Source organism: Roseateles sp. P4_D2 (genome assembly GCF_056401875.1).
On the sequence record NZ_JBFUIM010000002.1, the window covers coordinates 224,044 to 248,049 of the forward strand.

The 24,006-nt window shown below is 70.4% G+C and carries 17 protein-coding genes; 11 read left to right on the forward strand and 6 right to left on the reverse strand.

All coding sequences use genetic code 11. The features are described from left to right. Nucleotides 1-7 precede the first annotated feature (7 nt). Genes AC1DW0_RS04445 through AC1DW0_RS04455 form a run of 3 tightly spaced genes read left to right on the forward strand, consistent with a single transcriptional unit; the run spans nt 8 to nt 3,086 of the window. A complete protein-coding gene (locus tag AC1DW0_RS04445; RefSeq protein ID WP_477945030.1) occupies nt 8-1,807 on the forward strand; it encodes a GMC family oxidoreductase in 1,800 nt (599 codons plus the stop codon). 2 nt (nt 1,808-1,809) lie between these two features. Then, the gene (locus AC1DW0_RS04450) at nt 1,810-2,424 is read left to right on the forward strand and encodes a gluconate 2-dehydrogenase subunit 3 family protein (protein ID WP_477945031.1); all 615 of its coding nucleotides are present in this window, start codon (nt 1,810-1,812) and stop codon (nt 2,422-2,424) included. Next, nucleotides 2,424-3,086 (forward strand): 3-keto-disaccharide hydrolase, encoded by a 663-nt coding sequence (locus AC1DW0_RS04455; RefSeq protein WP_477945032.1) that lies wholly within the window; start codon nt 2,424-2,426, stop codon nt 3,084-3,086. Before AC1DW0_RS04450 ends, AC1DW0_RS04455 begins: the two co-directional genes overlap by 1 nt. A gap of 13 nt (nt 3,087-3,099) precedes the next feature. Here the strand turns inward: AC1DW0_RS04455 and AC1DW0_RS04460 are convergent, their stop codons facing one another. Then, complete coding sequence (locus tag AC1DW0_RS04460; protein WP_457444964.1) at nt 3,100-3,873, reverse strand: PEP-CTERM sorting domain-containing protein; 774 nt, start codon at nt 3,871-3,873, stop codon at nt 3,100-3,102. Nucleotides 3,874-4,058: 185 nt separating this feature from the next. Here AC1DW0_RS04460 and AC1DW0_RS04465 point away from each other — a divergent pair, with 185 nt between their 5' ends. After that, a complete protein-coding gene (locus tag AC1DW0_RS04465; protein WP_477945033.1) occupies nt 4,059-5,072 on the forward strand; it encodes a hypothetical protein in 1,014 nt (337 codons plus the stop codon). Between the two features lie 147 nt (nt 5,073-5,219). Here AC1DW0_RS04465 and AC1DW0_RS04470 read toward each other — a convergent pair whose 3' ends face one another. From AC1DW0_RS04470 to AC1DW0_RS04485, 4 genes are all read right to left on the reverse strand, one after another. Continuing rightward, the gene (locus tag AC1DW0_RS04470) at nt 5,220-5,945 is read right to left on the reverse strand and encodes a response regulator (protein ID WP_457319764.1); all 726 of its coding nucleotides are present in this window, start codon (nt 5,943-5,945) and stop codon (nt 5,220-5,222) included. 226 nt (nt 5,946-6,171) lie between these two features. After that, nucleotides 6,172-7,410: a glycerophosphodiester phosphodiesterase gene (locus AC1DW0_RS04475; RefSeq protein WP_457353358.1), complete on the reverse strand. Its 1,239-nt coding sequence runs from the start codon at nt 7,408-7,410 to the stop codon at nt 6,172-6,174. Between the two features lie 92 nt (nt 7,411-7,502). Beyond that, nucleotides 7,503-8,663, reverse strand: coding sequence for a sensor histidine kinase (locus tag AC1DW0_RS04480; RefSeq protein WP_457353360.1), 1,161 nt, complete (start codon nt 8,661-8,663; stop codon nt 7,503-7,505). Continuing rightward, nucleotides 8,653-9,945, reverse strand: a complete 1,293-nt coding sequence (locus AC1DW0_RS04485; protein WP_457353362.1) for a sigma-54-dependent transcriptional regulator — start codon at nt 9,943-9,945, stop codon at nt 8,653-8,655. The genes AC1DW0_RS04480 and AC1DW0_RS04485 overlap by 11 nt, the downstream gene beginning before the upstream one ends. 152 nt (nt 9,946-10,097) lie before the next feature. Here AC1DW0_RS04485 and AC1DW0_RS04490 point away from each other — a divergent pair, with 152 nt between their 5' ends. The 5 genes from AC1DW0_RS04490 (at nt 10,098) to AC1DW0_RS04510 (ending at nt 18,544) form a co-directional block, all read left to right on the forward strand. Then, complete coding sequence (locus AC1DW0_RS04490; RefSeq protein ID WP_477945034.1) at nt 10,098-12,575, forward strand: FtsX-like permease family protein; 2,478 nt, start codon at nt 10,098-10,100, stop codon at nt 12,573-12,575. 7 nt (nt 12,576-12,582) lie between these two features. Continuing rightward, nucleotides 12,583-13,842, forward strand: coding sequence for an efflux RND transporter periplasmic adaptor subunit (locus AC1DW0_RS04495; RefSeq protein ID WP_477945035.1), 1,260 nt, complete (start codon nt 12,583-12,585; stop codon nt 13,840-13,842). Between the two features lie 2 nt (nt 13,843-13,844). Next, a complete protein-coding gene (locus tag AC1DW0_RS04500) occupies nt 13,845-14,528 on the forward strand; it encodes an ABC transporter ATP-binding protein (RefSeq protein ID WP_477945036.1) in 684 nt (227 codons plus the stop codon). Nucleotides 14,529-14,609: 81 nt separating this feature from the next. Further along, nucleotides 14,610-15,356, forward strand: coding sequence for an AAA family ATPase (locus AC1DW0_RS04505; RefSeq protein ID WP_477945037.1), 747 nt, complete (start codon nt 14,610-14,612; stop codon nt 15,354-15,356). Nucleotides 15,357-15,451: 95 nt separating this feature from the next. Continuing rightward, complete coding sequence (locus AC1DW0_RS04510) at nt 15,452-18,544, forward strand: ligand-binding sensor domain-containing diguanylate cyclase (RefSeq protein WP_477945038.1); 3,093 nt, start codon at nt 15,452-15,454, stop codon at nt 18,542-18,544. Here the strand turns inward: AC1DW0_RS04510 and AC1DW0_RS04515 are convergent. Next, nucleotides 18,531-19,355 (reverse strand): alpha/beta hydrolase, encoded by an 825-nt coding sequence (locus tag AC1DW0_RS04515; RefSeq protein ID WP_477945039.1) that lies wholly within the window; start codon nt 19,353-19,355, stop codon nt 18,531-18,533. The genes AC1DW0_RS04510 and AC1DW0_RS04515 overlap by 14 nt on opposite strands. A 23-nt stretch (nt 19,356-19,378) precedes the next feature. Here AC1DW0_RS04515 and AC1DW0_RS04520 point away from each other — a divergent pair, with 23 nt between their 5' ends. Together AC1DW0_RS04520 and AC1DW0_RS04525 are read left to right on the forward strand one after the other, a co-directional pair. After that, the gene (locus tag AC1DW0_RS04520; RefSeq protein WP_477945040.1) at nt 19,379-20,680 is read left to right on the forward strand and encodes a M20/M25/M40 family metallo-hydrolase; all 1,302 of its coding nucleotides are present in this window, start codon (nt 19,379-19,381) and stop codon (nt 20,678-20,680) included. 82 nt (nt 20,681-20,762) lie between these two features. Beyond that, complete coding sequence (locus tag AC1DW0_RS04525) at nt 20,763-23,585, forward strand: xanthine dehydrogenase family protein molybdopterin-binding subunit (RefSeq protein WP_157280977.1); 2,823 nt, start codon at nt 20,763-20,765, stop codon at nt 23,583-23,585. Nucleotides 23,586-24,006 lie beyond the last annotated feature (421 nt).

Here is a 24,006-nt window from a genome sequence, read left to right on the forward strand (position 1 = left end):
GAGGTGCATGGGTTTCGTGACGACGCGCAGCATGGCCAAGGACTATGACGTCATCGTCGTCGGCTCGGGTGCCGGTGGCGGCCAGACGGCCTACACGCTGGCGCTGGAGGGCGTGAAGGTGCTGATGCTCGAGGCCGGCCGCAACTACGACTTTCGCACCGAGACGCCGATGTTCCAGACCAGCGCGGACGCGCCGCTGCGCGGTGCCGGCACGCCGGACAAGCCCTTCGGCTTCTACGACGCGACGGTGGATGGCGGCTGGCAGGTGCCGGGCGAGCCCTACACGCAAGCTTCCACTGACCCCCAGCAGCGCTTCGACTGGTGGCGCTCACGCATGTTGGGCGGCCGCACCAACCACTGGGGCCGCATCTCGTTGAGAAACGGCCCCTACGACTTCAAGCCCCACAGCCGTGATGGCCTGGGCTTCGACTGGCCCATCGGCTACGACGACCTGGCGTCCTACTACGACAAGGTTGAGATGCTGGTCGGCATCTACGGCAGCGACGAGGGCCTGGAGAACACACCTGACTCGCCCGAGGGCTGCCTGCTGCCCGCGCCAGCGATGCGCGTGGGCGAGCGACTCATCAAGAAGCACGCGGCGACGCTGGGCGTGCCCGTCGTGCCCATCCACCGCGCGGTGCTGACGAAAAAGCTCGACGACGCCCGCATCCCCGCCCTGCTGCACCCCGGCAACCCGCGCGCTCAAGGTTTGGTCGCCCAGGCCATGCGCGACCGCGCCGCCTGCTTCTGGGCCACGCCCTGCGGGCGCGGCTGCAGCATCGGCGCCACCTACCAGAGCCCGGCGGTGCACCTGCCGCCGGCGTTGGCCAGCGGCAATCTGGACGTGCTCTGCGACGCCATGGTCTACGAGGTGACGACCGCCGGCGGCAAGGCCAGCGGCGTGCGCTTTGTCGACCGCAAGACCGGCAAGCACATCAAGGCCAAGGCCCGCGCCGTCGTGCTGGCGGCCAGCGCCTGCGAATCGGTGCGCATCCTGCTGAACAGCAAGCCGGGGGGCCTCGCCAACGCCAGCGGCAAGCTCGGCCGCTACATCATGGATACCGTTGGCAGCGACCTGTCGGGCCAGGTGCCGGGCCTGGAAGCCTTGCCGCCCCACAACGAGGACGGCGCCGGCGGCGGCCACGCCTATTCGCCCTGGTGGCTTTACCAGCAGCAGGGCCGCGACTGGCACAAGAAGCTGGGCTTTCCGCGCGGCTATCACATCGAGATCAGCACAGGCCGGCGCATGCCCACCTCGGGCACCGGCGCGGGCTTGGAGTGGCTGACCCAGGGCAGCTATGGCGCGCGCTTCAAGCAGGACGTGAGGCGGCTGTACGGCTCCTTCGTCCACTTCGCCGGCCGCGGCGAGATGATCCCCAACGAGCAGTCCTGGTGCGAAATTGACCCGACGGTGAAGGACCGTTTCGGCATCCCGGTGCTGCGCTTTCACTGGCAGTGGGCCGAGCACGAGACCCGCCAGGCTGCGCACATGCAAAGGACCTTTGCCGACATCATCACCGCCATGGGCGGCCGCGTGCAGGACGGTGGGCCGGAACTGGACGGGGCCAAGGCCATCGCGCCGGGCGGTTCCATCATCCACGAGGTCGGCGGCGCCATCATGGGCGCGGATGCGCGCAACTCGGTCACCAACGGCTGGGGCCAGACCTGGGATGTGCCCAACCTTTTCCTGGCCGACGGGGCGCCCTTCGCGTCCAACGCCGACAAGAACCCCACGCTGACCATCATGGCCCTGGCCTGGCGCCAGGCGGACCACATCGTCGAGCGCATGCGCAAGAAGGAGCTCTGAGCATGGACCGCAGACAGACCCTGCAATGGATGCTGGCCGCCAGCGCCGCCATGGGCGTGGAGGTGTCGGCCGGCGCTACGCCCGCTGCGCGCAAAGGCAAGGGCTATGGCACGGATCCTCAACTCACCAGGACCTACCGCAGCGGCGAGCTGTGGCCGCTGACCTTCACGGCTGATCAGGCGCGCGCCGCGCAGGCGCTGTGTGGCCTCATCATCCCGGCCGACGAATACTCACCCAGCGCCGCGCAGCTCAAGGTCCACCTCTTCATCGACGAGTGGATCAGCGCGCCCTACCCAGATCAGGTCAAGGACAAGGACGTCATCGTCGCGGGCCTGGGTTGGCTGGACGCCGAGAGCCGCTTGCGCTTCGGCAAACGCTTCGCCGAACTCGATGTCACCGCGCAATCGCAGATCGCCGACGACATCTGCTGGGTGCAGAAGGCCAAGCCCGAGCGCGCCGCCGCGGCACGCTTCTTCAAGCGCTTCCGCGACCTGACGGCCGGGGGCTTCTACACGACGCCCGAGGGTTCGAAGGACCTCGGCTTCGTCGGCAATGTCCCATCCGTCACCTTCGACGGCCCCCCTCTCAAAGTCCTTCAGATCGTCGGAGTCGCCTGATGCGCCAACTTACCTCAATTGCCGCCAGCCTCGCTGTCGCCACCGCTGCCCACGGCGCCGACATGAATATCAACACGCTGAGCGCCGAAGAAACCGCCGCTGGCTGGAAGCTGCTGTTCGACGGCAAGACGCTGGAGAACTGGCGTGCGAGCGACGCGCCCGGGAGCTTCAGCGTCAAGGACGGTGCCCTCATCGTGCAGGGCCCGCGCTCCCACCTCTTCTACGTCGGCCCCGTGCAGCAGCACGACTTCAGGAACTTCGAGTTCAAGGCCGACGTGATGACCTTTGCCAAGGCCAACTCCGGCGTCTATTTCCACACCAAGTGGCAGGACGTCGGCTGGCCCAGCCTGGGCTACGAGGTGCAGGTCAACAACTCCCACAGCGACCCCAGCCGAACCGGCGGCCTGTGGGGCGTGCAGGACTTCCCCAAGGTCATCGCCCCCGACGGCCAATGGTTCACGCTGACCATCCGCGTCGAGGGCAAGCACGTCACCACGTTCGTCGGTGCCGAGAAGACAGCTGACTACACCGAAGAGTCGCCCATCGTGCGCAAGAAGGGCTTGGAGCAGCGCTACCTCGCCAGCGGCACCTTCGCGCTGCAGGGCCACGACCCCGAGAGCACGGTGCATTTCAGAAATATCAAGGTGAAGGTGCTGCCCTGAAGACCGGCGACCCTCAGCCGCACCTTGCCAGCCGCCGCCGGGCCCAAGGCAGCACGGCCAGGCCGGCCAGCATCAGGCCGTAGGTGGACGGCTCCGGCACGGCCGCGGTCATGAAATGGCCCGAGGCCGACGTGACCGTGACGCCCGTGGGCAGGTCCCAGTTGAAGCGGGCGGTGTGCGAGAAGTCTGCCACCGCGCCGCCTTCGGCGAACACGGACAGCGAGCCATAGATGTAGACCACCAGCGATTGGCCATGCGCCGGCACCAGGAAGGTGCTGCTGATCTCGCGTGAACTGTTCTTGGCGTCGAGCGTGATGGCGTTGCGCCAGCCCTCGGGATTGGTCCCGACATAGAAGCGACTGGTGGCCGAGGAGCCGCTCCACCATTTGCCGCGTTTGGTCTCGCCCTCGACCGACCAGCTCCAGCTGACCGGGTCGCCCGGGTCATGGCTCTCGTCGGCCTGCAGCGTGACCTTGTCGTAGAACCAGGCGTCGGCGCTGGTGCCCCAGTTGCACGACAGCATGTCGGGCCGGCAGCCCTTGATCAGCGTCGGGTTGTTGCTGGACCAGGCCAGGGCATGCAGGCTGCCCGTGTTCAGCGACGCCTCGGCGGAAGCCTGCACGTTCACGTTGGCAAAGCTGTTGCTGACGTGCGACTGGCCGGCACCGCCGGCGGTCTGGCCGCCCGCGCTGGCGTGAACACCGGAAGTGGCGAAAGGCTGACCGGCCGCCGCATTCGCGGTCAGCACGGCCGAAGCCAGCAAGAGGGGGGTCAAGAGCAGTTTCATGGTGGTGATGGCAGGGTTGTTGACGGCCGGAAGTGTGTTTTTCAGGCCATCCCGGCGCATCGCCCGCGAAGAGCCACGTGAGAGCCATGGCACTGTCATAAATGCATGGCTCCCCAAGGGTGATGCGCCGCTGGCGCCTGCGGCCGACGATGCCGGCCACCACATCCCTGCCGGAGTTCTTCCCCATGCCTTCACATCCCACCGCCCCGACGCTGCTGCTCGCCCTCGCCGCCTTCAGCTTGCTGGCCGACACCACGCAAGCGCAAACCGCTCAGCAGCGCCGCCTCGTGCTCGACGTCGAACTGCTGCGCCAGGGCCCCGTGCAGGCCGGCGCGGACCGCGGCGAGCAGACGCTGAGCCAGCGCTGGCAGTTCAGCGCCCTGTTGCAGAGCGACGGCACACCCATCCCCTACAACCCGCTGGACCCCGAAGATCACCGCCGCCAGGCCGAGGCCGCCCAGCGCGTGGCCGCGGCTGCCCCCGCCGCGCCCATGCCCGACTGGCGTGCCATGCAAGCCAAGGCGCAGACGCTGCAGGCACGCTGCGGGCAGGACAGCGCCTGCCTGATGCGCGAGGCGTCGGCCTTGAGCGCGGGTGCGATGCCCGGCGTCAACCGCGGCAGCCAGGGCGTCATGCAGGGCTATGGCCAGGCGGTGGCCGCCTGCGAGCGCCAGCCTGCCGGCAAGGCCCGCGAGGCCTGCCGCGCCGACGCACGCCGCGCCGCCGGTGGCGGTGCCGATGCACCCGACGATAGCGGCCCGGCCACGCCTTACTTGCTGTTCACCGGACCGATGGCCTGCAACCTGCAGTTGAGCGCCAAGCTGGACGAGCGCGTGCAGGGGCGCTTCAACGATGTGCAGGGCGTTGTCCCCTTCACCGAGACGGCCCAGGGCAGCGAGACTCGCCGTGACGATGCGCCCTGCCCGACGCTGCAGGCCGTGCTGGACACCCGCAACGGCCGGGTCTGGACGGCGCTGGGCCTGGTGCCGCAGGATGTGCAGGGCGTGCAGACCCGCGAGGAGGCCAATCGCCGCAAGCAGCGCCACGAGGGCCGCATCGGCCTGCAATGGCGCGAGGCCCAGCCCTGGCTGCAGCAACGCCTCGTGCAGCTCAGTTCAGGGGGCCAGGATCAGGCGCGCCTGCCGGCGGGGAGCGGTCAGGCGGAGATCAAGATGAAGTGGAGCTTCAGGCCGACGTGACTGACGCCCCTCGTCCGGTCAGGCCTCGCTGAACGTGGGCCTGACCGGCCGGTCCCCCGAGGGGACGGCGATGCTCGCGGCTTCGAGCCGCGAGCACATCGCCAAACGCGGGCCGGCTAGGGAGCGGCCCGGCGCTCGGCCCGCAAGTTACGTGCTCGGCGGTGGCGGGGCGCGCAGGTCGCTGACGCGGCGGCCGCGCTTGCTGGCGGCGCTGCGCAGGTGCACCAGCGACTCCACGCGCTTGAGCAGTTCGCGGTCGTTCCAGGGCTTCTTGAAGATGCCGTAGACGCCCTCGATCTGGCCGACGCGGCCGTGCAGCTCGTCGTGGCCAGTGATGGCGATGACGGGCAGGTCTTCGGTGATCAGGCTGCCATGCACGTCGGCGATCAGCTCGAAACCGTCCTTGTTGGGCATCTCGAGGTCGGTGATCAGCACGGCGATCTCGGGCTTCTCGTCCAGTTGTGCCATGGCCTCGTTGCCGTCGTTGACCTGGACGACCACGAAGCCCGCACCTTCCAGCAGGCGCTTGAGCTTGGTGCGCACGACGGCCGAGTCATCAGCGATCAGCACGGTGGGTGGCCCCTCCGGCACCACGGGCGCGGGGGCGGCCGGCGGCTGCATCGGCGTAGGCGCCGTGACGAAGGCGCTGGCCATCGACGGGCCAGCAGTGGCTGAGCCAGGCAGCGGCGGCAACACCACAGGCGCGTTGGCGCGCTGGCCCCCTTGCGGCGGGCGTGGCGGCGGCGTGTATTCGCGCGGCGGACGGTAGTCGTCACGCTTGAAGGCGGCGATGAGCACGATGATGGCCAGCGGTATCGCGATCAATACCGGCATCAGATAGGCGCCCAGCAACTCCTGCAGCTCGTGAAACATCGACTCCATCCCCGGGGTGTAACAGCGGGCAGCCTAACACCCGCCACACGGTCACACCACCGAGGAAAGCCGGTAAGAGTGCACCCCTCGCCCGGTTTTGCGCGCTGAACGCGGGCAAACCCAGTCGGTCCCCCGAGGGGACGGCGATGCTTGCGGCATTGAGCCGCAAGCACATCGCCTGCGGGCCGGCTTGGGAGCGGCCCGGCGCCGGTCCGCGTTCCGTACCTCAATCCCGGCTGGAGACGCAGCCCCGGCCGTTCACGAGGCAGCGGGCGTAGCCGGCGTCGTTCTTCAGCAGGAACATCGCCCGAGCCGCGAAGGCCGAGTCGGCAAAGTCGGCGAACACGCCGTCCACGCCCAGCTCGTAGAAGGCCAGGTATTCGTTGACCGGGCTGCCCTGGTAGTCGCTGGCCAGGCGCTTTTGCTCACTGCGGAAGGTGTAGGGGTGCACCACCAGGCCGAGCTTGTGCGCGTTGGCGACGATGTCGCTGGCGGGCAGCAGCTTGCGGTCGCGCTCGTCGACCAGGCCGTCGCCGTTGCTGTCGGCACAGCCACCGCCCGCGGCGACCGTCTTGCAGGCGCTGGACATCAGGTAGACCTTCCACGGGCCGATGCCATCGGCATAGGTCTTCACCTCGGCCAGGCCGGCCGGCGTCAGCAGGTCCTTGAACAGGCCGGCGCGGCCGGACACGACCCAGTCGTAAGGCTTGTCATAGGGCTTGTTGAAGGCCAGGCTGCCGTCGGCATTGACGTCGTCGGCATCCACCAGCTGCACCAGGCGCAGGCTGGACTTGCTGCGCAGGTATTTCAGGTTGGCCGTCTCGAAGGACTGCACGATGACCGGCGCGCTGCGATGGTTCCAGCCAGCTTTGGTCAGCACGCGCAGCAGGCGGTCTTCCAGGGCCAGGCCGAGGCTCTGGTGATAGGTCGGGTGCTTGGTTTCCGGGTAGATGCCGATGCGCCGCCCTTCCTCGGCCGACTTGCGCTTCACGAAGGCGATGACCTCCTCCAGCGTCGGGATCTCGAATTGGCCATTGAAGGATGGGTCGCGGTCGGCCAGCGGCTGGATGGCGCGCAGCGTCTTGATCTCGGCCAGCGTGAAGTCGCTGGCGAAGAAGCCCGTCTCGGTCGCGCCATCGATGACGGCGGTGCGCTTGCGCGAGGCGAACTGCGGCAGCGAGGCGACGTTGGTCGTCGCGATCAGGTTGGGCTCGTGGCGGACGATCAGGTGGCCGTCCTTGGTCGCGACAAGATCAGGCTCGACATAGTCGGCACCCATGGCGATGCCCAACGCGTAGTTCTCCAGCGTGTGGTCGGGCAGATAGCCGGTGGCGCCGCCGCGGTGGCCGATGACCAGCGGCGCGTTCTCGGCGCGGCCGCGGTCATGGGCGGTAGCGCTGAATGACGAACTCAGCGAGGCGAGGGCGAGCAGGCACAGGCCGGCCCAGCGAAGGGGTTTGAACATCGGATGGCTCCTGGGTGACCGAGCGCCGCAGGGTAGGCGGCGGCGGTGACGAGGCCGTGAACCTGGAACCCCCTAGCTCCGCTGCAACTGCATCAAAACGTCAAGACGAAGCAGGCGCCGCCACCCGGCCGTTTGGCGTGGCGCACCGAGCCGCCAAGGCCATGCACCAGCTGGCGCACCACGGCCAGGCCCACGCCGCTGCCGCCCTCGCGCGTCGTGAAGAAGGGCGTGAAGATGCGGCTCTCCAGCCCCGGCGCCACGCCCGGACCGTTGTCGGCCACCGTCAGCCGCAGCCGTGCGCCGCGGCTCAGCCGGGCTTCGATCAGCAGCTCGGGCTTGGAATAGCCGGCGCAGGCCTGTAGCGCGTTCTGCGCCAGGTTGATCAGCACCTGTTCCAGCTGCGCCGCGTCCGTGCGCAGGGCCAGGCTTTCGGGTTCGACCACGATCCTGACCGCGCCGCCGGCCACTTCCCAGGCCGGCGCCAGCAGCCGCTGCACCGCCTGCAGCAAGGGCAGCAGCGGCGTGTCGGCCAGCGTTGGCGCGGGCGGCTGGCTGACGCTGCGGTAGCGCTCGACAAAGGCCTGCAGATGCGCCGCCCGCCGCGCCAGCGTCGCCAGCGCCGCCTGCAGCTCGTCGTGCTCGCCGGCGTCCAGCAGGGCCGGCGCGCTGGTGGCCAGCGACGCGATCGGCGTCAGCGAATTCATGATCTCGTGGGTCAGCACCTGCACCAGCTGGCGCCAGGCGGCCAGCGTCTCGGTCTCCAGCTCGGACTCGATGGGTGCCAGTGCCGCCAGCCGCCAGGCCTGGCCTTGCACGGTCAGCGCCGACACGGCCAGCACGGCGCGCTCCTGGCCATGCTCGGTGGGCAGGGTGACGACGCGCCGGCCGGGGCCGGTGTCCAGCAGAGCAAGCAGCGCCGCAGGTTCGGCGGCTCGGCCCGGGGCGATGAGCCGGCGCGCGGCGGCGTTCAGCGCGAGAGGCGGTGTACCGGCCATGAGGCGCCACAGCGCGAGCGGGGCGTGTTCGAGTGCGGCATCCAGGTCCGGGCGCGGTGCGGGCGGTGGGTCGGGTGGGAGCGGCGTCGGCCGGTGGGCAAGGCGACTCAGTGCAGTCCACCCAATGGCAGCGGCGAGGCAGCCGGTCAGCGCGCAGGCGACGAGCAGGCGCGGGGCGTCCAGTGAAGCGGCGGCGCCCGCCGCGCTTGCTGCCAGCCCCATCGCAGCCACCACGACACGGGTTCGTTCAAAGCCCATGCTTCTCAAGCCGTCGATACAAGGCCGCGCGGCTGACGCCCAACAGCTTGGCCGCCTGGCTGATATTGCCGTCGGCCTGTGCCAGCGCCGCCTGCACGGCCTCGCGCTCGCGCTGGGCCAGGTCCAACCCCTGCTCGGCAGGCGCAAGCGGCGCGGCGTTGAGGCCGAAGTCGTCCCACGCGAGCACCGGCCCGCGTGCCAGCAGCGTCGCGCGCTCGCAGGCCTGGCGCAGCTCGCGCACATTGCCAGGCCAGCGGTAGGCACAGAGCCTGGCCAGGGCGTCCGGTGTCACCTCGACGGTGCGCTCCTTGGCGAACTGCGCGAGGTAGTGGCGCAGCAGCAGCGCGATGTCGCCGGCACCGCGCTCGCGCAGCGGCGGCACGCGCAGCACCACGGTGTTGAGGCGGTACAGCAGGTCGGGCCGGAAGCGCCGCGCGTCGAACAGCTCGGCCTCGGCCACATTGGTGGCGGCCAGCACACGCACATCGACCGGCACCGGCTTGTCGCTGCCCAGTGGCGTCACCTCGCGGCGCTCCAGCGCGGCCAGCAGCTTGGCCTGTTGGGCCAGTGGCAGGTTGCCGATCTCGTCGAGAAACAACGTGCCACCGGCCGCTGCGACGAAGCGCCCGGGCCGTGACTCGCGGGCGTCCGTGAAGCTGCCGCGGCGGTGGCCGAAGAGTTCACTCTCCACCAGTGCCTCGGGCAGCGAGCCCATGTCCACGGCCAGTAGCGGCCCGGCCGCACGCGGCGAGGCGCTATGCAGTGCGCGCGCCACCAGCTCCTTGCCGACGCCGTTCTCGCCCAGGATGAGCACGCTGGCTTCGCTGGCGCCGACTTGCGCGATCTGCGAGCGCAGGGATTGCATCGCCGTCGACTCACCCAGCAGCTCGCCCGCGGCAGGCGCGGGAGCACGTCGGGCCAGCGCCGCCTGCACGCAGGCCACCAGCCTGTCGTTCGCCCAGGGCTTGGTGATGAAGTCCACCGCGCCGCTCTTGAGCGCCTGCACGGCCAGTTCCACCTCGGCATAGGCGGTCATGACGACCACCGCCGGCGCGTTGCGGCGCGCCACCACCTCACGCAGCAGCGCCAGGCCGGCCACGCCATCGCTGGCGCCGGGTGTGAAGTTCATGTCCAGCAGCAGCACGTCGGGCGCCATCTCGTCCAGTGCGGCGGCCAGCTCGCGCGGGTCGTTGCGCACGGCCACCGCGCTCAGCCTGCGCAGCGCAAGCCGCGCGGCCAGGGCCACGTCGGGGTCGTCGTCGAGGATGAGGATGCCGGGCATGAGAGGGCGCGACTCTAAGCGGGGCCGGGGCTGCGGGGAAGGTGGTGTCCGGAAGCGGACAGTCGAGCTGTCCGCTTGCGGACGGTCGCCATGCCTTCAGGCCGCGTTGGCCTGGGAGAACGCTCCTGGCCCGCCTCTTGCAAAACCGGGCCATGACCCAGCTCCCCACCTCCACCGCCTGGCGCGGCGCCTGGCGGCAACTGCGTGCCGAACCCGGCCCGGCCGCCCTCGTCATCGCCGGCCTGGCGCTGGGCCTCGCGCTGACGCTGCTGACCGCGAGCTTCCTGCAGGACACGCTGTGGCCCGATGCCCGCGTGCCTGAGCCCGACCGGCTCATCACCTTCGAGTGGCGGGTGCGCGGGCCCGGCGGCATCACGACCGACTGGTTCGGCGACGTGCCGGCCGTGCCGCTGAACGCCGCCTTGCGCGACACCGGCGCGCCGGTGGGGCCGATGAGCCGCGTGCTCTACACCTTTTTGCACGCGCGCGCCAGCGAGGCGCAGGGCCAGCCCCGTGGCGTGCGGCTGGTCATCGCCATGGCCGATCCCGACCTGCAGACGCTGCTGGGCTTGCAGCCGGTCGCCGGCGACCTGAAGGCCGCGATGTCGTCGCCCGAAGGCATTGCGCTGACGGAAGTCGCCGCGGAGCGGCTCTTCGGCACCGCGCAGGTCCTCGGCCGCACCTTCACCCTGTCCTTGCCGCCCGACCCCGAGGGGCACACGCCGGCCATGCAGTTCGCGCTGACCGTCAAGGCGGTGCTGCCCACGCCCAACATGAACGGCCCGCTGATCTACGACGCCATCGCCGGCTTCCAGGCACCGGCCGCCAAGGCCTACCTGGCGCGCTCGGACAACTGGTACCAGAACTCCGGCCGGCTGTTCGCCCGCCTGCAACCTGGCGCCACGGCTGAGCAGCTCACCGGCCTGGCGCAGCGCCTGGTCGACCGGCAACCCCTGCCGCCGGGCTTCCCGATGGACTTCCTCAAGGGGGGCGGCAAGGCGGCCTATCTGCGCGCCCTGCCCGTGGCCGATATCGGCCTGCACGGCGCTGGCAGCCCACAGCGGCGCCAGCAACTGGCCGGCCTCGCCGCAGCATCGGCCGGCGTCCTGGGCCTGGCGGTCATCAACTTCGTCAACCTGTGGAGCGTGCGCACGCTCAGGCGACAGCGCGAGATCGGCCTGCGCAAGTCCCTGGGCGCGGGCGCCGGCCAGCTGGCCGTGCAGTTCTTTGCCGAGGCGGCCGTTGTCGCGGGCCTGGCCGGCGCGCTCGGAGTGCTGCTGGCCTGGTGGGCTTCGCCCACGGCGTCGGTGCTGCTGCAGCATCCCTTCGACGCGCCGGTGCTGTCGCCCGTCATGGCGGCGTTGACGGGCCTGCTGTGCCTGGGCATTGCAGGGCTGAGCTCGCTGCCGCTGGCGGCCATCGCGCTGCGTGTGCGGCCGGCAGAGTCGCTGGCCGGCCGCAGCCACAGCGAGGGCGCGGCCAGCCGCTGGCTGCGCCGGCTCATGACGGCGCTGCAGTTCGGCGCCGCCGCGCTGTTCGCGTCGCTGGCGCTCACCGTGCTGTGGCAGGCCGAGCATGCCGGCGGCATGCCGCGTGGTTTCGAGCTGCAGGACCGCGTCGCCGTCGACCTGCCCTGGGAAGCGCAGCCGGCGCAGACGATGGCGGTGCTCGAGGAAGTCCGCCGCTGGCCCGAGGTCGTCACCGTGGCCGCCGCCGACGACGTGCCGGGGCGGGATTTTTCGAGCTGGTTCTCCGAGTTCAACCGCCCAGGCGCCCCGCCCATGAACCTGCGCACCGGCGTCGGCTTCACCCCTGGCTATCTGCAGGTCTATGGCATGCGGGTCATCGCCGGCCGGCTGTCGGCCGACCATGTCGCGGAGGTGGCGCAGAACGGCCTCGTGCTGGACCGCAGCGCCGTGCGCGCGCTCGGCTTTGCCAGCCCCGAGGAGGCGATCGGACAGACGTTGGGGGTGTCCCCCAACTTCCACGATGGCAAGCCCGCCACCGTCGTCGCCGTCATCGAAGACATCCGCCTGGAAGGCCCGCGCAGCCCGCCGCAGCCGCACGCCATCTCGGCCGTAGCGACGCGCGGCGCGGGCGCCATCGGCGTGCACAGCCGTGACCCGCAGGCCACACGTCGCAAGCTCACGGCACTGCTCAACGAACGCTTTCCCGACTCGTTCATCGAGGCCCTGCCAATGCGCGACATGCTGCTGCAGAAGGTCGCAGAGGACACCCGCCTGGGCCGGCTCATCGGCTTCGCGGGTTTGCTGGCCCTGGCGCTGGCCGCCGTGGGCATCTACGCCCTGGCCGCCTACACGCTGCGCCGCCGCGAGCGCGAGATCGTGCTGCGCAAGCTGCACGGTGCCGGCCCCGGTGCAGTAGCGGGATTGCTGGCCGCCGAGTTCGTCGGCGTGCTGGCCGCCGCCTGCGCCGTGGCGCTGCCGCTGGCGGCCTGGCTGTCGCAGCTCTACCTGAGCGGCTTCGTCGAGCGTGCGCCGGTGGGACCGTTCTCGCTGTGGGCGCTGCTGGCCGCCGTCGCGCTGCTGACCGTGGTGACGGCGCTGGCCGTGGCGCGGCACCTGCATGCGGCGCTGGCGCTGCGGCCACTCCAGGCGCTGCGTGGCTGACGCGCCAATGAGTGCCGCGCTCTCCGGCGCCGCCATGGACCGCCGCGTCGCGGTGCCCAGGCGCTATGGCCTGATCGTGCTGGCGGTCCTGGCTGCGCTTGCCGCGGCCTTGCTGCTGGTGCGCTACTGGCCGCGCGGTGTGGCGGTGGCGCGCGCCGACGTGGAAATTGCCGCCGTGAAAACCGGCCCCTTTCGCGACCTCGTCGTCGGCCGCGCCGTCGTGCAGCCGCTGCAGTCGGTGCTGCTGGACGCCACCGAGGATGGCCGCGTCGAGCAGGTGCTGGTGAAGGATGGCGCCAGCGTCGCGGCCGGACAGCTGCTCGTCGTGCTGAGCAGCACCCAGCGCGCCCAGGAGCTGATGGCGCGCTCCAGCGAGGCGGCGCAGCAGCTGGCCAACCTTGCCACCTTCCGCGCCGGGCTGGCCCAGGCGAAAGCCGCGCAGCGCCGCGAGCTGACGCAAGGCGAGTTCGAGCTGGAGCGCGTGCGCCGCCTGCACCAGCGCAACGTCGGCCTGGCCGCGCAGGGCTTCCTGTCGCCGTCGGCGCTCGAGGACTCGGCCGACAAGCTGGCCATGGCCCAGCGCCTGCTCACGCAGCTGCAGGCCGACGGCCGCGAGGAGCTGCGCACCCGCGAGCAGTCCGTGCAGGCCATGCAGCGCGCCGTCACCGACCTGGACCAGCGCCTCACCGCCATGCGCGCCGCCAGCGAGGGCTTGGCCGTGCGCGCACCGGTGGCCGGCCGCGTGACGGGCCTGGCGTTACAGGTGGGCGAAAGCGTGCGCGCCGGCACTCGCATCGCGCGACTGGACAGCCTGGGCCGCTTCAAGCTCGACCTGCGGCTGGACGAATTCCACCTCGGCCGCGTGCACGAAGGCCTGGCCGGCGCGCTGGCCCACGAAGGCCGCAGCCATGCGCTGCACGTCGCGCGCATCGACCCGCAGGTCAAGGACGGCCGCTTCACCGTCGAGCTGGCCTTCGACGCCGAGCCGCCCGCGCTGCAGGTCGGCCAGGGTCTGGACGTGCGCCTGACGCTGGGCCAGGCGCAGGACGCCTTGCTGCTGCCCGACGGCGGCTTCTATGCCGACACCGGCGGCGCCTGGGCCTTCGTGCTCGACCCGGACGGCCGTCATGCCCAGCGCCGCCCGCTGCAGCTGGGCCGGCGCGCCGACGGTGTCGTCGAAGTGCTTGGCGGCCTGCGGCCCGGCGAGCAGGTCGTCGTCTCCCCCTACCGCGCCCTGGCGGGCGCTTCCGCTCTCGACATCCACTGACCATGTTCAAGCTCAAGCACCTCACCAAGACCTTCCACACCGGCGACATCGAGACCACCGCGTTGGACCGCATCGACCTCGACATCGAGGCCGGTGAATACCTCGCCATCACCGGCCCTTCGGGCTGCGGCAAGTCCACGCTGCTGGGCATCCTCGGCCTGCTGGACGCGCCGTCAGGCGGGGAGTACTGGTTCGACGGCCACAACGTGGCAGGCTGGAGCGAGAAGCAGCTCAACACCCTGCGCCGCGGCCGCATCGGCTTCGTGTTCCAGAGCTTCAACCTGATCGACGACCTGAGCGTGGCCGAGAACATCGCGTTGGCGCTGGAATACGGCGAACTGCCCGCGCGCGCTCGTCGCGAGCGCATCGCAGAGGTTATGGAGCGCCTGGGTATCGCCCATCGCGCCGGCCACCGGCCCAGCCAATTGAGCGGCGGCCAGCAGCAGCGTGTGGCGATCGCCCGTGCCATTGCCGCCAGGCCCGCGTTGCTGCTGGCGGACGAGCCCACCGGCAACCTCGACAGCGCCCATGGCGCGGAGGTCATGCGGCTGCTGCGCGAGCTCAACGCCGAGGGCACGACGCTGGTCATGGTGACCCACTCGCTGGAGCACGCGGCGCAGGCGTCGCGAACGCTGCGGCTGCTGGATGGCAGGGTGGTGGTGGATGCGATGGCGGCGGTGATTTGACGTTCTGGCTGACGCGTGGCATTCGCAAAACGCTGCTGCTGCATAGTCCCAAGACCGCCTATCTCCAAAGCGCCCGAGCTCATGCTCTCCACCCAATTCGTCTTCCACCTCGCCCTGCAGCGCGACAAGGTGGACTCCTTCGACCGATATCCCTTCAACCTGCCCGCCGTGCGCACGCTGGAACGGCTGGAGATGCATCCCAAGGTCACCTTCCTCGTCGGCGAGAACGGCTCGGGCAAGTCGACGCTGCTGGAGGCGCTGGCCGTTTCGCTGGGCTTCAACGCCGAGGGCGGCAGCAAGAACTTCCGCTTCGGCACGCGGCTGTCGCATTCCGAGCTGCATGAGTATTTGCGGGTGGCCAAGGGCTACAAGCCGCCGCGCGATGGCTTCTTCCTGCGCGCCGAGAGCTTCTTCAACGTCGCGACCGAGATCGAGAACCTGGACGCGGGGCCGGGCGGTTCACCGATCATCAGCGGCTATGGCGGCAAGTCGCTGCACGAGCAGTCACACGGCGAATCCTTTCTCGCGCTGCTCAACGAGCGCTTTGGCGCCCGGGGCCTGTACCTGCTTGACGAACCCGAAGCGGCGCTGTCGCCGCAACGCCAGCTCGCCGCGCTGGCGCGCGTTCACGAACTGGTGAAGGCGAATTCCCAGTTCATCATCGCCACGCATTCGCCGCTGCTGATGGCCTATCCCGACGCCTGGATCTACCAGTGCACGCCGGACGGCGTGCGCCGCGTGGCCTACGAAGACACCGAGCACTACCGCGTCACGCGCGACTTCATGACCGACCCGCAGCGTGTGCTGGCCACATTGCTGGCGCATTAAGCCTGCTGATCGCCGACAAGCACTGTACATCTCCCCCGTCCGCGGTAACCCCAGCAGGCCGGCGCCGTCAATCGCCGCCTTTAGGATGCCGGCCCATGCACCCCCTAATTCAAGGCCTGCTTGGCCTGATGCTGCTCGGGGCGGGTCTGGCCCGCGCCGACGCCGGCGTGGGCCCGCTGGAGGTGCAGTTCCGCAGCGTGACAGTGCCGCAGAACTCGGTGCCGGCGATCTCGCAGGACCGGGCCGGGTTCATGTGGATCGCCACGAGCAAGGGGCTGACGCGCTACGACGGCTACCGGCTGCGGCCCATCGAGCAGGCCGGTGACACGACGGCCAAGCGCAGCCTGGGCTGGGTGCGGGCGCTCAGCGCCGCGGCCGACGGGCGCATGTGGATAGGCACGGAGTTCCAGGGCCTGGTGGCCTACGACCCCGAACAGGACCGCGTCGAAAGCCATGGCAGCGCCCAGGGCGACACAGGTCCGCAGCCGCCCATCCGCGCGCTGGCGGCGGCGCCGGACGGCGCCATCTGGGTCGGCACCCTGGGCCAGGGCCTGTACCGCTACGACCCGGCGGCCAAGCGCTTCGAGGCCCACGAGCTGCGCTGGCGCGGCCAGGTTGAGAAGCGGGTGCTGGCCCTGCAGGTGGGCGCCGACGGGGTCGTCTGGGCCGGCCACTGGCGCGGCCTGAGCCGCTTTGTCAACGGTGCCTGGGAAAGCCTCGCCCTGCCCGGCCTGGAACAGGGCATGCCCGTGCCGGCCCTGGCCGAGGATCGCGGCGGGCGCATCTGGCTGGGCACGCAGGACGGGCATCTGGGCGTCGTCGAGCAGGGCCAGGTGCGCTGGGTGCAGGCCCTGGGCATGCCCATCAATGCGCTGGCGGAAGGCCCGGACGGGCGGCTCTGGGTGGGCGGCAAGGTCGGGCTGTTCTGGGTCAACCCGGCCAGCGGCGCCATCGAGGCCAGGCTGCGCCAAGACCCGCGCCGCGCGATGGGCCTGGCCGGCAACGACATCAGCGGCCTGCTGCGCGACCGCAGTGGCGCGATGTGGGTCAGCGGCTATGGCCTGGGCGTGCAGCGCCATCTCTCCCACCCGGCCCTGGCCGTGCGCGGCCCCGATGCCGACCTGAACAGCCCGCTGGCCGAGGCCGATGTGCGCGCGGTGCTGGCGCTGAAGAACGGCGAGGTGCTGGCACCGACGCAGACCGGCCACATCGCCCGCCTGGACGGCCGCCCGGGCCGCGACCTGGCGACGCTGGGCGAATGGCCGCGCGAGCGGCGCAGCGTCGTCGAGATCCTTGCCGAGGCGGGCGACGGCAGCCTGTGGATGGCCGCGGCCGGCCGCCTGGAGCACCGCGCCGCCGATGGCCGCCTGTTGCGCGACTGGGCGCTGGACGGCGGCCGTGCCCAACAGCTGCTGCTGCGCGCCGACGGCAGCATCTGGCTGGGCATGCAGGAGGGCCTGTACCGCCTCGCCGGCGATGGCGCCGCAGCGCTGGAGCGGGTGCATCCGCTGAGCGGGCCGCTGCACGGTGGCGTCTATGTGTTGAGCGCCGCGCCGGACGGGCGCCTCTGGGTGGGCGGCCAGCAGGGCCTGTTCCGCGAGAGAACCGCTGGCCAGGGCGGCCTGGAGGTGGTGCCACAGGCACCCGCCGAGTCCCTGGCCAGCCCCATCGTCATGAGCCTGCTGTGGGGGCGCGACGGGCGGCTGTGGGTGGACACGCCGGTCAGCGGCCTGCATCGCCTCAAGGGCTGGGACGGCGAGGGCCGCGCGCGCTTCGAGCGCATCAGCGAGCGCCATGGCGTGGAGGGCGTATTCGGCGGCAATCTGCACGAGGACGCGCAGGGCCGTATCTGGAGCCAGCTCTATGTCTACGACCCGGCGGCCGACCGCCTGGACAGCTTCGGCAGCGCCGAGGGCGCCAACTTTGGCAGCTTCTGGTTCTTTGCCAGCACCGAGCTGCCCGGCGGCGGCCTGCTGTTCGGCGGCAGTCGAGGCCTGCTGCGCGTGCTGCCTGACGCCTACCGCGCGCAGCGCACCAGCCCGCCGCTGGTCGTCAGCGGCCTGCGTGTCAACGGCCAGCCCTGGGAGCAGCCCCGCAATCTTCTGGACGGCCTGAAACTGCCGCCCGGCAAGCGCAGCCTGTCCATCGAGTTCGCGGCGCTGGACTATGCCGACCCGTCTCGGCTGCGCTACGAATACCGCCTGGAAGGCCTGGACAGCGACTGGACCCGGGTCGACGCCAGCGGCCGCAACCCCAGCTTCGGGCCGCTGCGGCCCGGCCACTACACGCTGCAGGTGCGTGCCACGGCCCACCACAGCCTGTGGGGCACCGAGCAGCTGCAACTGCCCATCACGCTGGAGCCGGCCTGGTGGGAGACCACGTCGGCCCGCATCGGCGGCGGGCTGCTGGCCCTGCTCGCCATCTGGGCCTGGATGCGCTGGCGCACGCGGCTGCTGCGCCGCCGTGAGGTCGAACTCAAGGCCCTGGTGGACGAGCGCACGGCCGAGCTGCGCGAGTTGAGCCTGACCGATGCACTGACAGGTCTGCGCAACCGCCGCTACCTCGAGCTGCGCCTGGACGACGACCTGCGCCTGTGCCTGCGCCGCTTCGAGACCCCCGGAATTGAAGGAGCGGGCGAAGGTCCCGGCCCGGATGCCGACCTGCTGCTGATGCTGCTGGACCTGGATCATTTCAAGCGCGTCAACGACGTGCATGGCCACGCGGCCGGCGACGCGGTGCTCGTGCAAGTGGCCGAGCGGCTGCGCCAGGTCTTTCGCGAGACCGACTCCCTGGTGCGCTGGGGCGGCGAGGAGATCCTGGTGCTGGCCCGCGAGACCGAGCGGCGCGATGCCGCCGAGCTGGCCGCGCGCGTCTGCGCCGCCGTGCGCGACCAGCCCTTCGAGATCGGCCTGGGTGAGACCGTGCACGTGACGGTGTCCATCGGCTTTTGCGCCTTCCCGCTCGACCCGCGCCACCCGCGGCTGTGGGACTGGCGCGCCTGCCTGGCCCTGGCCGATTCGGCGCTGTACGCCACCAAGGCCCAGGGCCGCGACGGCTATATGGGCGCGATCCGCGCCAACGGCATGTCGCCACGCGAGGCGCCCGACGGCCTGGCCGCCTGGCGCGGAGAAAAGCGGCTGCAGGTCGCACGCAGCACCGCCGTTGACGACGCCGTCAGCCCAGCCTGAACAGGGTTTTGAGCGCCGCCGGCAGCTCGGCGCGCCAGGCCGCCTCGTTGTGGCCCGCCTCGGCGGCGATGTGCAGGCTCAACTGCTCGGGCGGCATTTGGCGCGCCAGCTGCTTGTGCATCTGGCGCGTCTGCCCCGCCATGCTGCCGCCTTCCCGGCCGCCACAGTAGAGGTGGATGCGCGTGTCGGCTGGCAGCTTTGCCGCGGCGGTTGCATCGAAGAGCTGGGGCGCCGCCCAATAGGACGGGCTGAACAGGCCGTAGCGGCCGAACACCTCGCCATGGCTGAGCAGGGCCGCATGGCTGATGAGGCCGCCGAGCGAGCTGCCGATCAGCGCCGTGTGCTCGCTTCGGGGAAGCGTGCGCCAGCCGTTGTCGATGAAGGGCTTGACCGTGTTGACGATGAAGTCGAGATAGGCCGGGCCCTCGGCCTTGCCGAGTTCCTTGTGGTCGTAGGGCGCCATCTCGCTGTTGCGCTTTTCGGCGCCGTTGTCGATACCGACGACGAGGGCCTCGAAGCCGGTCTCCTTCCCCAAGGCTGCCATCGTCTCGTCCACGCCCCATTCGCCGGCAAAGCCGGTGGCCGCATCGAACAGGTTCTGGCCGTCGTGCATGTAGATGACCGGGTAGCGACGCTCGGGCGCGCTGTCGTAGCTGGTCGGCAGGCACAGCCGCAGGGTGCGGCTGCGGGCGAGCCCCGGCATGGCCAGCGGCTCGGGCAGCACCTGCACGCTGGGCAGGGCCGTCGATGGGGCGGCCCATGCAGGCAGACAGCTCATTAGGGGCAGGGTCAGCAGCAGGCGGCGTTGCATGGTGGGTGTTGGACACTCAAGGCATGAAGACCCCGCACGCTATCCGAACCGCCCTCGCCCTGCTGCTCGTCACGTCCTCGGCGATGGCCGCCGGGCTCGACGTCCAGGAGCAGCAGATCGTCGCCAACGTGAAGCGCCACACACCCGACGCGCTGAAGCTGCTGGAGCGCAGCGTCCTCATCAACAGCGGCACGCTGAACCCGACCGGCGTGCGCGAGGTGGGCGCTGTCTACGCCAAGGCCTTCGAGGCCATCGGCTTCAAGGCGCGCTGGGTCGACATGCCGGCCGAGATGAAGCGCGCCGGCCATCTGGTGGCCGAGCGCGCTGGCGACAAAGGTAAGCGCGTGCTGCTGATCGGCCACCTGGACACCGTCTTCGAGAAGGACAGCCCGGTGCCGCCCTGGCAGAGCGACGGCAGCAAGGTGCGCGGCCAGGGCGTGTCCGACATGAAGGGCGGCGACGTCATCATCCTGCTGGCGCTGCGGGCGCTCAACGACGCCGGCGCGCTGGATGGTCGCACCGTGCGGGCCGTCTTCACCGGCGACGAGGAGCGTGTCGGCAGCCCCGCCGAGGTGGCGCGGGCCGCCTTGATCGATGCGGCCAAACAGAGCGACGTTGCGCTGGCCTTCGAGGGCGCCACCAAGGACGAGCAGGGCCGCGACGCCGCCACCATCGGCCGGCGTGCCTCGGGCGGCTGGCATCTCAACGTGACGGCACGCACCGGCCATTCGGCAGGCGTGTTCGGCAAGGATGGCTACGGCGCCGTCTACGAGGCGGCGCGTGTGCTGAACGCCTTCCGCGAGCAGCTCATCGAGCCCGACCTGACCTTCAATGCCGCGACGATCGTGGCCGGCACCAGCGCCAAATGGGATGACGGCGAGAGCCAGGGCCAGGCCTTCGGCAAGACCAATGTCATCCCGCGCGACGCCCAGGTGCGCGGCGACCTGCGCTACCTGACCGCCGAGCAGGGTGCGAAGGCGCGCGAGCGCATGCAGGCCATCGTCGACCAGGCCCTGCCCGGCACGCGCTCGAAGATCAGCTTCCACGAGAGCTACCCGCCGATGGCGCCCACGCCGGGCAATCTGAAGGTGCTGGAGGCCTATTCCCAAGCCAGCGCTGACGCCGGCCTGAATGCCATCGTGCCCTTCCCGCCCGGCCTGCGCGGCGCGGGCGACGTCCAATTCGTCGCGCCGCTGATCGACAGCCTCGACGGCCTCGGAGCCGCGGGCGGTGGCGCGCACACGCCTGACGAGTGGCTGGAGATCGCCTCCATCGAGCGTGGTGCCATCCGTGCGGCCTTGCTGATCCATCGACTGACTCGATAGGGCATCGACTCAGGCAAAACCCCCGCCAGACAGGGCGGCTGGCGGCGCCAAACTCCCCCCATCGCATGGAAGGGAGACAAGCGTGTCGCAGAACACAAACGGGCCATTCCAACTGACGCGGCGCCGCGTCATTGGCAGCGGCGCAGCCGCAGTGACGCTGCTGGTGCATGAGCTGGCCCTGGCCTTCAAGCCACCAGCCCTGAAGAACCCCGGCGCCCTGCCGCAGCCGGAAGGCACGCCCGTCCAACCGCATGCGCCACCGGGTGCGCCCGACTGGTCCGGCGGCCCCGGCAAGGCGCGCTTTCGCATCGACGGCCTGGCCAAGGTGACGGGTCAGAAGATCTACGCCCGCGACTTCCGCGCCGTCGACATGCCCGGCTGGCCGCAGACCGAGCGAATGGCGATGATCCTGCGCGCGACCGATCCCGGCCTCGCCTTCGCGGGCCTGGACCTGTCCCGCCTCGACGCCGCCGATGCGCAGCCGCTCCTGACCATCACGCAGACGCCTCTGCCCGGCTACACCGGGCCGCAGCGCGACCTGGCCTCGCTGAACCTTCAGCTGCCCTTCTCCAGCGCGGGTGCCGATGGCGTCTACCAGCTGCTGGTGCCGGTCGGTACGGCGCCGCAGTTCTACGGCCAACCCGTGGCCATCCTGATCTTTGCCGATGGCAACACCTACCGCCGCGCCAAGCGCGCGCTGCAGTTCCAGCCCGGCGTCGTGCAGACCGGCGGCTTGGCCGCGCCTCCCGCCCAGCCCTGGGTCATGGCCTACAGCCCGGTCAACTACCTGACGCGTTATGAGGCGGCGGGCATCGAGCCGTTCTCGCAGGTGCAGGTGGGCTGTGCGTCCGACCCCTACCAGCCCGACTCCAAGACCCAGCCCTACAACAGCACCGCCCGCCGGCTGCGCGGCCGCATCAACGCCGCGCTGCAGTCGCCCAGCTCCGCCGTGCTGCAGCTCGGCGGCAGCTACAGCACCCAGGTGCTGGACCCGATGTTCATGGAGCCCGAGGCGGGCCTGGCCTGGCTGGACCGCTCCGGCACCGGCACGCTCAACCTCGTGCTCGGCACCCAGGCCACCAACGGCGACTCGGGCGACAGCCTGGCGCTGTTCAGCAAGGACTGCCCCGTCAAGGTCGCGACCGTGGTGCTGAACTCCTGCTATCCCGGCGGCGGCTTTGGTGGTCGCGACGTGTCCACCTTCCCGCCGCTGCTGGCCGTCACCGCGGCCCTGGCCGACGGGCCGGTGCGCATCGCCCAGGACCGCTACGAGCAGTTCCAGGGCGGCCTCAAGCAGCTGGCCAGCCACATCACCCAGCGCATCGCGGTGGACGCGAAGACCGGCAAGTTCCTCGCCTTCGGCAGCCAGCAGGTGCTGCCCTCTGGTGGGCAGAACAACTACAGCCAGTTCGTCGCCATGCTGGCGGCCTATTGCGGCCTCAGCGGCTACGACATTCGCCAAGCCTATGTCGATGCCATCGCCCAGCCCAGCACGGGCGTCGTCGCCGGCTCCATGCGCGGCTTCGGCGGGCCGCAGGCCAGCTTCGCGGTGGAGACGCTGGTGGACGAGGTGGCCGTGGCGCTCAAGCGCGACCCGATCGCGCTGCGCGAGCTCAACGCGCTGCGTGAAGGCGACCGCACCATCACCGGCGCGCCGTTGACCCAGGCGACGACGCTGCGCGAGATCTGCCGCCGCTCGCGCGAGCACGCGCTGTGGCGCGACCGCGAGCTGGTGAAGGCCCGCAAGGCGCGCGAGGGCATCCGCTACGGCGTCGGCTTTGCGCTGGCCAACCAGGCCTATGGCACGGGCAAGGATGGCGTCATGGCCGAGGTGGCCATGGACGGCATCGGGCGCCTGACCGTGCGCACCAACTGCGTCGACATGGGCAATGGCTCGGCGACGACGCTGGCGATCAGCACGGCCGCCTGGCTGGGCCACAACGCGCATGACATCGTCATGGGCGACGTCGGCAGCTTCAATGCGCTGGACGTCAGCACCTATGCCGGCGGTGACTGGAGCAAGCCGAACTGGACAGCCGGCTTTGCCATGTCCAGCAGCGCCTGCCTGACAGCCTTCCACCAGGTGCATGTGACCGAGCAGGCCAGCCAGGTGCTCTTCCAGGCCGGTCTGCTGCCGGCGGCGGCAGCGCTCTGGGGCGTGCCGCTGGCGCAGGTCCAAGGCAAGACGAAGTGGGACAAGGGTCATCTCACCGCGCCGGGCCTGGCGCCGTTGGCGCTGCGTGCGCTGGCCACCAAAGTCCATCAAATGGGCCTGACCTCGGCTGCCATGGTGCATGGGCTCTACGAAGGGTCCTGGGTGGTCGGCACCTACGCCGTGCCGGCCGGGCCGCCGCTGCAGCTGCCCATCGACGGCTTGTCGCTGCGCGCCGCTGGCCAGGCGAGCTGGACGCCGGTGCTGCGCCAGAACGTCATCCCGCCCAAGCCCGAGGCCGCGCTTTACGGTCGCAGCCTGTATGCGCCGTCGGGCGTGCTGGTCGCCGTCGAGATCGGGCCCAAGAGTTTTGCGCCGCGTGTCGTCGACGTGCAGTTGCTGGTGGATGCCGGCAAGGTGTTGCAACCCGATCTGCTGCTAGGCCAGGCCCAGGGCGGCATCGCGATGGGCATTGGCTATGCGTTGCTGGAAGACCTGCCGCTGGAGGCGGGCGGCGCGGGCGATGGCCGTTGGAACCTCGACCGTTATCACGTGGCGCTGAGCGCCGATGTGCCATTGGCGCGCATGAGCATCACGCCGCTGCCGACCACCGAGACGACGGCCAAGGGCATTGCGGAGGCGGTGCTCTGCCCCATTGCGCCGGCGATCGGGAATGCGATCGCCCATGCGACAGGGAAGCGGTTTCGGTCGTTGCCGATTACTGGCGCTGACATTGAGAGGGCTTTGTCATGAGCGGCTTTGTGGCAAGGCCCAGCGGGGATTTCGCCCCCGCGGGCGACCTACTTTTTGCGCCGCCAAAAAGTAGGCAAAAAGCTCTCCCCTGCGAAACCGCCCCTGTCGGGGTCCCCTGCGATGCTCGAAGCCCGGGGCCGCGCCCAACTCACTTCGCTACGCTCCGTTCAAACAAAGGGGCGCGAAGTCAGAAGTTGATGCGAGCTGCGCTCGCGCCCCGGGCTCCTGTGCTTCTCGGCGGTTTAGAAGGGGAGGCTCCTGAACAGCCAACAGCCAAACCCGGAGGCCGTTCGCAACGAGGCATTTCTATTGCCCCCTCTGAGCCTGCCGAGGAACGGAGGGCCTTGAGGCCGCGTGCGCAGCACGCTTCAAGAACTGACTCCGCGCAACTGTTTGACCGCAGCGTAGCGAAGGGAGTTTT

Excerpts from the sequence above, each read along its gene's own strand:
- AC1DW0_RS04455 (WP_477945032.1), top strand. The coding sequence starts at position 2,424 with ATGCGCCAACTTACCTCAATTGCCGCCAGCCTCGCTGTCGCCACCGCT.
- AC1DW0_RS04465 (WP_477945033.1), top strand. The coding sequence starts at position 4,059 with ATGCCTTCACATCCCACCGCCCCGACGCTGCTGCTCGCCCTCGCCGCC.
- AC1DW0_RS04460 (WP_457444964.1), bottom strand. The coding sequence starts at position 3,873 with ATGAAACTGCTCTTGACCCCCCTCTTGCTGGCTTCGGCCGTGCTGACC.
- AC1DW0_RS04505 (WP_477945037.1), top strand. The coding sequence starts at position 14,610 with ATGCTCTCCACCCAATTCGTCTTCCACCTCGCCCTGCAGCGCGACAAG.
- AC1DW0_RS04475 (WP_457353358.1), bottom strand. The coding sequence starts at position 7,410 with ATGTTCAAACCCCTTCGCTGGGCCGGCCTGTGCCTGCTCGCCCTCGCC.
- AC1DW0_RS04515 (WP_477945039.1), bottom strand. The coding sequence starts at position 19,355 with ATGCAACGCCGCCTGCTGCTGACCCTGCCCCTAATGAGCTGTCTGCCT.
- AC1DW0_RS04485 (WP_457353362.1), bottom strand. The coding sequence starts at position 9,945 with ATGCCCGGCATCCTCATCCTCGACGACGACCCCGACGTGGCCCTGGCC.
- AC1DW0_RS04490 (WP_477945034.1), top strand. The coding sequence starts at position 10,098 with ATGACCCAGCTCCCCACCTCCACCGCCTGGCGCGGCGCCTGGCGGCAA.
- AC1DW0_RS04450 (WP_477945031.1), top strand. The coding sequence starts at position 1,810 with ATGGACCGCAGACAGACCCTGCAATGGATGCTGGCCGCCAGCGCCGCC.
- AC1DW0_RS04480 (WP_457353360.1), bottom strand. The coding sequence starts at position 8,663 with ATGGGCTTTGAACGAACCCGTGTCGTGGTGGCTGCGATGGGGCTGGCA.
- AC1DW0_RS04445 (WP_477945030.1), top strand. The coding sequence starts at position 8 with ATGGGTTTCGTGACGACGCGCAGCATGGCCAAGGACTATGACGTCATC.
- AC1DW0_RS04500 (WP_477945036.1), top strand. The coding sequence starts at position 13,845 with ATGTTCAAGCTCAAGCACCTCACCAAGACCTTCCACACCGGCGACATC.
- AC1DW0_RS04495 (WP_477945035.1), top strand. The coding sequence starts at position 12,583 with ATGAGTGCCGCGCTCTCCGGCGCCGCCATGGACCGCCGCGTCGCGGTG.
- AC1DW0_RS04510 (WP_477945038.1), top strand. The coding sequence starts at position 15,452 with ATGCACCCCCTAATTCAAGGCCTGCTTGGCCTGATGCTGCTCGGGGCG.
- AC1DW0_RS04470 (WP_457319764.1), bottom strand. The coding sequence starts at position 5,945 with ATGTTTCACGAGCTGCAGGAGTTGCTGGGCGCCTATCTGATGCCGGTA.
- AC1DW0_RS04520 (WP_477945040.1), top strand. The coding sequence starts at position 19,379 with ATGAAGACCCCGCACGCTATCCGAACCGCCCTCGCCCTGCTGCTCGTC.